The 9,708-nt window shown below is 38.4% G+C and carries 13 protein-coding genes; 1 reads left to right on the top strand and 12 read right to left on the bottom strand.

The window, feature by feature from the left end; all coding sequences use genetic code 11:
• Nucleotides 1-143 precede the first annotated feature (143 nt).
• Entirely contained in the window at nucleotides 144-308 is a 165-nt protein-coding gene (locus GC096_RS33280) for a hypothetical protein (protein WP_171636559.1), read from the bottom strand.
• A gap of 73 nt (nucleotides 309-381) precedes the next feature.
• Here GC096_RS33280 and GC096_RS33275 point away from each other — a divergent pair, with 73 nt between their 5' ends.
• Entirely contained in the window at nucleotides 382-615 is a 234-nt protein-coding gene (locus tag GC096_RS33275; protein WP_171636561.1) for a helix-turn-helix domain-containing protein, read from the top strand.
• A gap of 101 nt (nucleotides 616-716) precedes the next feature.
• Here the strand turns inward: GC096_RS33275 and GC096_RS33270 are convergent, their stop codons facing one another.
• The 11 genes from GC096_RS33270 to GC096_RS33225 all read right to left on the bottom strand — a co-directional run bounded on the left by GC096_RS33270 (nucleotide 717) and on the right by GC096_RS33225 (nucleotide 9,239).
• The gene (locus GC096_RS33270) at nucleotides 717-1,145 is read right to left on the bottom strand and encodes an SRPBCC family protein (RefSeq protein ID WP_171636557.1); all 429 of its coding nucleotides are present in this window, start codon (nucleotides 1,143-1,145) and stop codon (nucleotides 717-719) included.
• A 147-nt stretch (nucleotides 1,146-1,292) separates the two neighbouring features.
• Complete coding sequence (locus GC096_RS33265; RefSeq protein WP_171636555.1) at nucleotides 1,293-1,778, bottom strand: NUDIX domain-containing protein; 486 nt, start codon at nucleotides 1,776-1,778, stop codon at nucleotides 1,293-1,295.
• 83 nt (nucleotides 1,779-1,861) lie between these two features.
• Nucleotides 1,862-1,987, bottom strand: coding sequence for a hypothetical protein (locus GC096_RS39210; protein ID WP_281366860.1), 126 nt, complete (start codon nucleotides 1,985-1,987; stop codon nucleotides 1,862-1,864).
• Between the two features lie 226 nt (nucleotides 1,988-2,213).
• A complete protein-coding gene (locus GC096_RS33260; protein WP_171636553.1) occupies nucleotides 2,214-2,768 on the bottom strand; it encodes a peroxiredoxin family protein in 555 nt (184 codons plus the stop codon).
• Between the two features lie 74 nt (nucleotides 2,769-2,842).
• Nucleotides 2,843-3,511 (bottom strand): Crp/Fnr family transcriptional regulator, encoded by a 669-nt coding sequence (locus GC096_RS33255; RefSeq protein ID WP_171636551.1) that lies wholly within the window; start codon nucleotides 3,509-3,511, stop codon nucleotides 2,843-2,845.
• Between the two features lie 318 nt (nucleotides 3,512-3,829).
• Nucleotides 3,830-4,267, bottom strand: coding sequence for a hypothetical protein (locus tag GC096_RS33250; RefSeq protein WP_171636549.1), 438 nt, complete (start codon nucleotides 4,265-4,267; stop codon nucleotides 3,830-3,832).
• A gap of 179 nt (nucleotides 4,268-4,446) precedes the next feature.
• Nucleotides 4,447-4,950, bottom strand: a complete 504-nt coding sequence (locus GC096_RS33245; RefSeq protein WP_171636547.1) for a GNAT family N-acetyltransferase — start codon at nucleotides 4,948-4,950, stop codon at nucleotides 4,447-4,449.
• Between the two features lie 462 nt (nucleotides 4,951-5,412).
• Nucleotides 5,413-5,715, bottom strand: a complete 303-nt coding sequence (locus tag GC096_RS33240; protein ID WP_216626345.1) for a hypothetical protein — start codon at nucleotides 5,713-5,715, stop codon at nucleotides 5,413-5,415.
• 574 nt (nucleotides 5,716-6,289) lie between these two features.
• Nucleotides 6,290-6,433, bottom strand: coding sequence for an ATP-binding protein (locus tag GC096_RS39205; RefSeq protein WP_281366858.1), 144 nt, complete (start codon nucleotides 6,431-6,433; stop codon nucleotides 6,290-6,292).
• Nucleotides 6,434-6,622: 189 nt separating this feature from the next.
• Entirely contained in the window at nucleotides 6,623-6,898 is a 276-nt protein-coding gene (locus tag GC096_RS33230; RefSeq protein WP_171636543.1) for a hypothetical protein, read from the bottom strand.
• Between the two features lie 862 nt (nucleotides 6,899-7,760).
• The gene (locus GC096_RS33225) at nucleotides 7,761-9,239 is read right to left on the bottom strand and encodes an Lsa family ABC-F type ribosomal protection protein (protein WP_171636541.1); all 1,479 of its coding nucleotides are present in this window, start codon (nucleotides 9,237-9,239) and stop codon (nucleotides 7,761-7,763) included.
• Between the last annotated feature and the right edge of the window lie 469 nt (nucleotides 9,240-9,708).

The raw sequence follows: 9,708 nt of genomic DNA, 5'->3' as shown, positions 1-9,708 counted from the left end.
AGCCGCTCGTTCTCCCGGCTACCGCCATCTTATACCGAACCTAAAAAAAAGGCCAACCAGATTTTTCTGGTTAACCTGATAATACGAAAAAGCCGCAAATTATGCGACTCTCAATATTACTACGTTATTGTCGTTTCGCGGTCTTAGGTCGTTCCTTCCATATGAGCGATAAGCTCTAGAATGCCTTTATGAATGCTCGTCTCAACCTCCAGGGTAAAATAAGACGAATAACCGAACGCTTTCACCGACTCTTTACTTTCGTACCCTCCCTCAACAAGTTGTTGCGCAGTTGGAATGTAGCCCAGCATGCCATTGCTGTATCCTACAGGAAGTATACGGCCATTGGATAACGACTGGATATAAAGTCCTGATAAGCTTGGAATTAGTAATTCGCAGCTTTCCCGCCGGTTTCAAGCGGCTTACCGCTACTCCCCCATCGAATATGTAACCTTGCTTCGCCTCCAGAAAGCTAAGTCCTTACTCATCGATACGGATCATACCATCGACGTTATTGCTGAGTTATGCGGATATCAAAACGGCTTTTATTTAAGCCGAATTTTCACCTCTAAACTAAAAATAAGCCCTTCGGCTTATCGGAGAACGTATCGATTTTAGGAAGCTAGAAATTTGCGAGCCGCGGCGAACTACTCCCGCTATAGTTAAACTACCAACAAATCCTACCCATTAGAGCGGAATGAGCAAGATAACATCAATTATCAAAACTTACGTTTTTGATAGGGCATACCATCGCCATCTTCACAATAAGATTTGAGACTATAAAGGAAAATAGCCCAGTTATAGTTACAGGAGCGATAAAATGGCGTTACTTCTTTCCAGTTCATATGACGCAAAGTAAGATAAGACTTCCCGTTCTTCTCTTGAATATCGAAGGAAATCGTCGTACCAATCCATTCTGCATCTGAATTTATACACTGCCAAACGACTTTTTTATCAGTGATCAATTCCTCTATTCTCATCTTAGTGATGTCATCGCTGCCGAATCGAAATTCATTAATTAAGCCAATTTGATTATTGATAATGAGTTCATTGGTCCATATTTCTGACAATCCCTCCGTGGTGGTTAAAGCTTCATATACCTTCGAAGCTGGAACATGTACGGTTTGCAAGTGCTCGATATTTGCCATGACTTCACTCCTTTCTAACTGCAATAATTTATGTTTGCCAATTCCTCAACTATTTTGTTAGTTATCCATTAGATTAGTTACAATTCACAAAGCTAGTTGGTTAAGATGTTTTAACTACAGTTACCATTTAGTTGAATACAGAGCGAATTAAAATATAAATTTTGAATATGGTTTTATACTGCGGGTTATGTAATATTCAATTAAAAAATCCCGAAGAGTCTTTGGAAACTTGAGCGCATTCCTTACTTCGTCTTGCTGTAAAGACTCAATTACTGTTGATATATCAATCCATTCAAATCCAATCTGTGCAACATCATTCTGTAAATGTGTGATCTTGTCTTCTGTTCCAAAAGAACAGCGAAAGATGAATTCAATTGCATGTACTTGTTTAACTAAAAATGAGTACTCGTGGTTAGAAGAAATATATTCTCTTACACACACCATTTCTTTTACATCTGCATTTATATTTAATTCTTCAGTGCATTCGCGTAACATTGTATCTTCAATTGTCTCGCCAGATTCTTGCCCGCCGCCGGGTAACGTATAATAAACACCTACATTATCAAGCTTTTTTTTAATAAACAGTAGCTTATTATCGTATTCAATAATTGCTTTAGCTGTATTCCTTACCAAAAGCTCCCCTCCTATTACTTATGCCACTCTACTAGCATTATCCCTTAGCGTAAAAAGTTCTGCAGCTATGTATTTAAATGGATTCACTTATTACTTTTCTTAGCAAGGAACAAAACAACAGCTTGAGGTTTGATAAGAGTTCCACCATTTTCCTCAATCGCTGCAATGATTTCTCCAGCAATTTCATTAAAAGTATTTTTTCGTTCCATTTCAAACACCTCCCATAAATTACCTCTGAGAACGATTATGTTCAATCATACTGAACTAATGCGTTGGCTTCAAGAGATAGAATATTTATAACAATTATTCCAGTGATTTCAACAGACAACTGCAGCGGATCATAAATTGACTGACTATCGCTCTTAAGTTAATTCAACGAATAGAAAGGCATTAGGACCACGAAGGGCAAGTCCCATGCCTTTTTGCCATACGTCGTTATTCGCCTGCAGCGAAACATTCGATCTCCTCAAGCGGGAGATGGTCGGTAATCATCCGGCTATAATGCGCTAGCTGTATGATACCGTTCTCATCAATTAAAAAATCGGCAGGTATTCGATTGAAGTTTGAACCTTCCTCTGGAGTAAGGGCAAAGCCGGCAGCTGCTGCTGCTTCGGCAAACATTTTCGTGTTCACATCGGCCATTGTAATACGTACTTTCTCCTCGGACGTCTCGACACCATACAAATCGTATAATTCTGCCTTTGGGTCCGCGACAAGCGGGAACGGAGCGTTTTGAGTTCCGACGTAGGCCCGTATATTCGCTTCCGGTGATTCGAAGAAGGCGATGACGTCCATACCTTGGCGCTGCCAGTCGGGGAAACGTTTGATAAAATGATGCACCCGCAAATTGCAAAGAGCGCAAGCAGAGTAGCGCATAAACGTGAGTAGCACTTTGCGGCCACGATAGTCATCAAACGATATAGGGTTGCCGCTGTGGTCAACCGTTCGGAATGTTGGGGCAAACATGCCCTGCTGAAGCTGGTTAGTCATGAGTGGATACCTCCTGTAATTGGAATTAATTTACTGATCCAATATATCAGGAATAGCATCACCTTTTCTGTGACCTAGTCACCAAACAGCTCATCAAATTCAGTTCGGCAGATGATTCGTACAAAGCCACGTCCTGTCACTACCCACCCCTTACGCTGAAACCGCTGCAACGTGCGGCTCACGACTTCACGGGCAGTACCGATCTCGGAGGCAAGTTCATAATGAGTCATTCGTAGCATCGGTTGCTGCTCTGACGTGGAACTCAGCAGTTTTTCAGCTAGCCGCACATCCAGCGATTTGGTCTGTCTCGCTTGAAGTTGTTCACCCATATGCATAATTCCTTCTAGCAGGGTACCGAATACGGTTTTACGTATCGACTCGTATTCTTGCACCCAGCGGAGGAAGCTGAGTTTAGATACAAACAACGCCTCGACCTCTGTCTCAGCCTCAATGACTGCAGGGTAGTCACGTCCACTCAGGCCGCTAAGAACAAGAAGGGCGCAAATTTCCCCAGGATTAAGTTTACTGATAACCTGCTTGCTCCCGTCCTGCCCGATTTGGCTGATGCGAACGCTACCTTTCAGCAATAACATTCCGTAAAACGTTGCTTCCTCTCGCTGAAAGAGACAGGATTTTATGGAGAATGTTCGCACTTCCGGCTTTGCTTCTGCCCAATCCTCGGGGCGAACATCCCTCAAACACGGGTAAACTTCTAGCAATCTCATATCCCTGACTGGAGTCATATCCGTCCCCATCCTTTAAATTTCATTTTCTTTAAATATCCAATTATTAGTTTCCTCAAGATACGAACGTCTTTATGTTGGGGGCATAATAAAATTCGGGCGGTGGCTCTACAGAAATACTAAGGGCAAACACCAGACATCTATTTGGGCCAGAAATATCAATTAGCTGCCTTGACAGAAATTCTCCCAATTCACAGAACTCACAATACTTCAACAATAATAAGAATCGTCTGGATACGCAGCAGCCGGCGATCCCAATATAAGCAACGTTACCCGTTAGCGCAATCTAATAACTGTATATGGTACTATGTGACATACCTACTTACGCATGCTATCTTCAATTACAATTTCTTTAATGATAGCTTCTACAGTATCCAGTTTAGTAATAAATTCATTTTGAATCCAATTTTCACCTTGTTTTGATGTGAAATAGTAATTATTTTTAAATAGACTTTTCTTTTTCACGTAACTTTGAACCCACTTAATTTCATTTTCTGAATCTGTTATTCCTAAATAATATAAAGGTTTTATTGCAATTTTCATTAATGGCTTTTCAAGATCAGATCTAAAGTAGCAAAGATGAGATATAATAGAGAAATAACTTAAAGCAGCTCCCTCACAGTTTTGACTAGGTAGAAACTGATCAACAGTAGTAATTATCTCTTCATTTGAATACTTATATGGATCTTTATCAACACTTTTTAAAATGTCCTGCAGTTGGGGGCTACGAGAGAATTGATGAATAATTATTTTCATCCCCTTGCTTGTTTTTGATCTTCAGTCCTTATACACGATTTTCACAAAAATTCATACTTGAAGTATTCGCGAAGTGATTAAACTTTCCTCTCGTTACTTCAACGAATCTAGGGAGCAGTTGCCGCGAGGCGACCTGCTCCCTGATTATCACGCTATCGTTCTTACGTTAGCGTAATCCCCTACGTTTGTCTTAATAAGAAATAATATATTAACTGGTCTCTTAATTCTGTTTCTCTTTCAAAATTTAGTTTTCGAAGTAAGTTTATTGATTTCTCATTTTCTTGCTCGACAGTTGCTTCAATTAATTCTAAGCTCATCTCTTTGAAACCAAAATCTATAACAGGCTTCAATGCTTCTTGCATAATCCCTTTTCCCCAATATCCTTTCGCTAAATCGAATCCGATTTCTGCTCTAGGTTGTTTGCCTTGAAACCAGCAATGGAAGCCACAAGTCCCTATTAACTGAGCATCGCTCTTGCTAAAAATCCCCCATCGACAACCAGTATCATCTATATGGAATTTTATGATTTCTTCAGCTTCGTTTATATCTTTGCATGGACTTATATCTATAAATCTTGTAACATTCTCATCTGAAAAATGCCTAAATACAGCTTCAGTGTCGTCTACAGTAAGAATTGCGAGTTTCAGCGTTTCTGTTTCGAACTCAGGGAAAATAATTGACAATTCTTTATGCCTCCTATCAAGAAGATTTTGCTAACTATATAATACCAATAAATTCCACATATTAGGAGGACTTAGCCCAATTTGAATGAAAACAGGGAGCGACTGCCGCAGCAATCTCTCCCTTGTTTATTGTACTAACGTTCCCAGTTAGCGTATTCATGTGCTCAATTAAAAGTTGTCCCTAATAAACAAATAAAGAGTTACAATAATTAAAATGGCACCGAATAGACGCGTTAAAAAAATATCTATTGAAGTAGCTTTCCATTGCTTTACGTTAATAAAACGCAATTTCCTCATGAATTCAGGTTTTATTATGGAAAGTGTTCCTGCAAAAATAAATAAAAGACGAACAGATAATGTAAATATAAATTCTCCCATACTAGTTCCTTTACTCCGCTAAATTCTCATAACTCATATACTTGAAGTATTCTGCGAAGTGATTGAGCAATACTGCCCGTTACTTCAATGAACCGTCCCTATAAGCGATACAAACAACTCTTTCGTCTTATGGTATTTAGGGGAATCAGACGGTAACAAACCACATGCATATTCCATAGTCACTTTACGACCGAACAGAACTTTTTTTGTAGTTTTGATACCACAATCTTTGCAATTAAAACCACATCCATCTTGTACGTTTTTCCATCGTCCCTCAAATGAATGTATCGCTCTATTTTTTGCAAAGCTTACCGTTACCCATGGTGAAAATATCATTCCTAGAATGATGAGTATAATGGCTATGATGCTAACAAAATTTCTTTTCATTAACTCACCCCAATTTATACCTTTATAAAAAACATTATGAATAGCTTGATTTATTGCCGCACATTCATTCTGGGGTTTGGCAGACAATCACTCATCGTACACTATTGTTTCCCGAAGGAGTGCAACGAGGCAGACTATTTATCAGTTAATCCCATGTTTAGTTCTTACTGCTGAAATAAAATTTTTCTGTATTTCGTCAATCCTTTTTTCAACTTCTTTTATTGTCATCCCATATACTTTTGAGTTACCGTATTTATGTTCCAGGTGGCACTAAACGTTTACGTTGACCGAGAATTCCTTAATCTGTTGTATTATTACCGGGATAGTGCTGGGATCTTTTATTTCAAATAGATAATTAGCTTCGTCTCTAGTAGGTGGTATTTCTCCCGAATGTCCTTGTCGCTCCAACACTTCTAAAAAGCTCGATGCACTTCTGAAAATAGCTTTACTTCTTTGTGTTTGTTCAACTCGTGCTCTCAGTATTTCAATAGGTAAATTAAAGTAAACAATAATGCTTTTAAATCCCTTTTTATGGAAATATCTGAGTACATTTGTTCGTCCTGATTTATTTAGATTACAATTGCTTAAAATGATATGAAAATGCATGATTATCCTGATCAATGACTACAGCTTGCTGTAAGGCAGATTCCAATTCATTAGCGAAGGTAGTTTTTCCACTATGCGTTATTCCAACTGTCATAATTACTAGGCGATTCATATAATTAATCGCTCCTTTATGTAGGTACTTTCAGATTCTGAGCAAGAGTTTCCTTAGCTGTCAATTATGAGTTGATTGGATACATCCTGTAAGCATGAAAATAGCAACTAAGAACGGTATGAGTATTTTCTTCTCTTACGCTCTCCTCTTTTAATATATCAACGGTTAATTTGTTCAATTTGTTAACTATTATTGATTTTGGATAGACATTTTTATTTGTTTCATATGATAACCATCCGTATCGTGCGTTATGACTTTGATTAAGCTGCTGTTGGATTCAATCACCCATACAGTATCTTTATCAATTTGTACTGTAGAAATTTGCTGAGTCGGTGGTTGACCAGGTATACCTTGAACTGTCACCAAGTTATTGCTAAGAGGTACCGCTATTTTATTTACTGCCCAAATTGTTAGAACTGTAAGCCAAATCATAATAAAAAGTGCATAGCCCTTTTTCTGCGACATGTCTTCCTCCTTTATTTTCCCTAAAATTGGTAATCTAAAATTAGACGTTTTAAAAGTCATTTCGTTTCGCTGTCAATTTTTCACTAGTATCTTTTAAACGCCCCTTAGCATTGCTGGTGTCAATTGATTCGACCCATGCAAACCCATCGGACTCATAACGTGGGAAGACATGCATATGATAATGTGTTCTCTTAGACTAAATTCCCGTTACTTCAATAAAAAAAGGGAGCAGCTGCCGATCACGGCTACCTACTCCCTATTTTTAGCTAACGTTCCCCTTTAACTTCATTTACTACCTGATTTATCTTCGGAATTATAAAGATAGCCTTCTATTTTTGCAATATCCCATAGATAATTAAATAGTTCCGAAAAAGAATCGTTCTGGTGTCTCCAGCTTTCGTTATAAGCTAATATTTTCTCAGGTGCAATTTGATTTTCTTTCCAAACCGTTCCTTTCGTATTGTTCTACTATCCTGCCTCCCTTTAAATTCGCTTAAAAGGCTGCCTCGCGGCAGCCCATTCCTGTTTAACTATATCGTTCTTACGTTAGTCCCATATGCATTTAGTCCTTTTCTCTAACCCTGCCAAATTCAACTTTTGATGATGTATCCTTATCTAGATCTAGGTTTTTATAAGCGTTTAATATGTCAGGTACGTACTTCTCGGTCAATGCAAGACCTTGAATAATTTGTTCACGTTCAGAATGACTAACGACTAATAATTCATGATTACAATTTTGGCAAAAAAGACGCCAGTAATCGTTCTCCTCATTTAACTGAGCAATATTGTATTTCCCCTTATGAAGGCACTTGGGACATATTAAACTAAACAACACTATCCCAACCTTTCATTCAATTCCCGCCTATAAAGTAACCATTTTCGTTGCAACTTTCTCTCGGAATGCCTGGTCATGCTCCACAAAAACCATAGTAGGATTAAAGCTATTAATAAGCTCTTCAACTTGCATACGTGAATACACATCAATAAAGTTTAGCGGTTCATCCCAAATATACAAATGAGCTTTCTCACATAAACTTTTTGCGATAAGCAACTTTTTCTTCTGCCCACCCGAGTATTGAGATATATCTTTCTCAAACTGGATCCGCTCGAAATCCATCTTACGTAAAATCGATTTAAATATCGGTTCATCAATCTGATTGTCTTCAATAAAGTCAGCTAACTTCCCTTTTAAATGAGAGGTATCTTGCTGAACATAAGAAATGATAAGACCTGAACCTAGGTTCAAAGTACCCCTATGCTGGATTGGATCTCCTAGAATAAGTTTTAGAATACTACTTTTCCCGCTTCCATTCTTTCCATCGAGCACGACTCGGTCTCCTGCTACAACAGTAAAACTTATTGGCGAATTCACTACTTCACCTTCATAGCTAACAGCCACGTCTGTTAACTGAATGAGTTCTTTCGATTTGTATGCTAAAGGCTCTAATTGCAATGACTCCGTCTTCTCCACATTTTTTAGCAACGTTGACTTTTCTTCAATCGCTTTATTTTGCCTTGATTCCAGGTTCTTTGCACGTTTCATCATTTTGGCAGCTTTATGTCCAACATACCCCTTGTCCAATTTGGAACCAGAATTCGTTGTACCATTTTTGGAAGCTTCTACTTGATTAGACCAATTGGCTGAACGTTTTGAAGATTGTTGTAGTCTTCCAATATCTTTTTGTAATCGCTCATTTGTCTTCTCTTCATGTTCCTGCTGTCTATCGAAATTCAGCCTCCAAGAAGAATAACTACCACTTTGAACTTCGATATTGGCTCTGTTTATGGACAAGATGTGGTCAACGCAGCCATCCAAAAAGTTTCTATCATGTGAAATTAGAATGAACCCTTTTTTCCTTTTCAAATAGGTAGAAACCATCTTTCGCCCATGGGTATCTAGGTGATTGGTTGGCTCATCAATTAATAGAAATTGCCCTTCATTCAAAAATAGTGCAGCCAGCAAAACCTTCGTTTGTTCCCCATTCGATAATGTTTCAAAGGGTCGGTACATCACTTCAGCGTCGACATCTAAATACGATATTTCCCGAAGAAACTCCCAATCTTCAGCCTTAGGACATATCTCTTCTACGATTTCATAGGTGAGTCTGCTTTTATCCGAAACTGGATATGGGAAATAGTTGAATTCGACTGAAGCAATAATTTTCCCGTTGTATTCGTATTTTCCTAATAATAGATTGAAAAAAGTTGTCTTACCTCGACCGTTCCGGCCAATAAAGCCAAGTTTCCAATCTGTATCTATTTGAAAGCTAACATCCTCAAAAATAGGATCAAAGCTGCTCGGATATGAAAATGTTAGGTTTTGTACTTGAATCATTGACATGGTGGGTTCCTCCTTTTTATAACGCACTACTTCTTTATAAAAAGTCGGTATATATCCATCTATTCTCTTTTCACTCCGTATAAGTGCAATGGATACTAACGACTTATACGGAGTGAATCATGTGTAATTACCGTTTCAGTACTCATGCGCCCTCCTTTAACCTTCACTCTTATTGTTATAATTCATTGATTGGCACTGTAAAGTTTTCTTCCGATCTGGACTCTCGCGTTTCATTTACATTTAATTTCCAAGAAACAATGATGCGGTTCTAGTTCTTGTAAGTATACCACATTTGATATTCCTTAAATCAGCCATTAGAAGTATCTGGCACTGAGAATCTCTAAATTAGTACGGAATGTCCGAACTAATCTCACTCTCCGCACTAATAATTCCCAAATAGTCCGAATTAGCCGAACTAATTCGTCTCCGCCGACCCTTTCCCGCAAAAAGTGGGCATTTAGTTCGGTAA

The organism is Paenibacillus plantarum (genome assembly GCF_013141695.1).
Taxonomy (GTDB): Bacteria; Bacillota; Bacilli; order Paenibacillales; family NBRC-103111; genus Paenibacillus_E; species Paenibacillus_E plantarum.
Note: the sequence above shows the minus strand (reverse complement) of the source record. Positions and strands in the feature narration are given on the sequence as shown.

Excerpts from the sequence above, each read along its gene's own strand:
- GC096_RS33280 (WP_171636559.1), bottom strand. The coding sequence starts at position 308 with ATGCTGGGCTACATTCCAACTGCGCAACAACTTGTTGAGGGAGGGTAC.
- GC096_RS33270 (WP_171636557.1), bottom strand. The coding sequence starts at position 1,145 with ATGGCAAATATCGAGCACTTGCAAACCGTACATGTTCCAGCTTCGAAG.
- GC096_RS39210 (WP_281366860.1), bottom strand. The coding sequence starts at position 1,987 with ATGGAACGAAAAAATACTTTTAATGAAATTGCTGGAGAAATCATTGCA.
- GC096_RS33260 (WP_171636553.1), bottom strand. The coding sequence starts at position 2,768 with ATGACTAACCAGCTTCAGCAGGGCATGTTTGCCCCAACATTCCGAACG.
- GC096_RS33255 (WP_171636551.1), bottom strand. The coding sequence starts at position 3,511 with ATGACTCCAGTCAGGGATATGAGATTGCTAGAAGTTTACCCGTGTTTG.
- GC096_RS33250 (WP_171636549.1), bottom strand. The coding sequence starts at position 4,267 with ATGAAAATAATTATTCATCAATTCTCTCGTAGCCCCCAACTGCAGGAC.
- GC096_RS33240 (WP_216626345.1), bottom strand. The coding sequence starts at position 5,715 with ATGAAAAGAAATTTTGTTAGCATCATAGCCATTATACTCATCATTCTA.
- GC096_RS39205 (WP_281366858.1), bottom strand. The coding sequence starts at position 6,433 with ATGAATCGCCTAGTAATTATGACAGTTGGAATAACGCATAGTGGAAAA.
- GC096_RS33230 (WP_171636543.1), bottom strand. The coding sequence starts at position 6,898 with ATGTCGCAGAAAAAGGGCTATGCACTTTTTATTATGATTTGGCTTACA.
- GC096_RS33225 (WP_171636541.1), bottom strand. The coding sequence starts at position 9,239 with ATGTCAATGATTCAAGTACAAAACCTAACATTTTCATATCCGAGCAGC.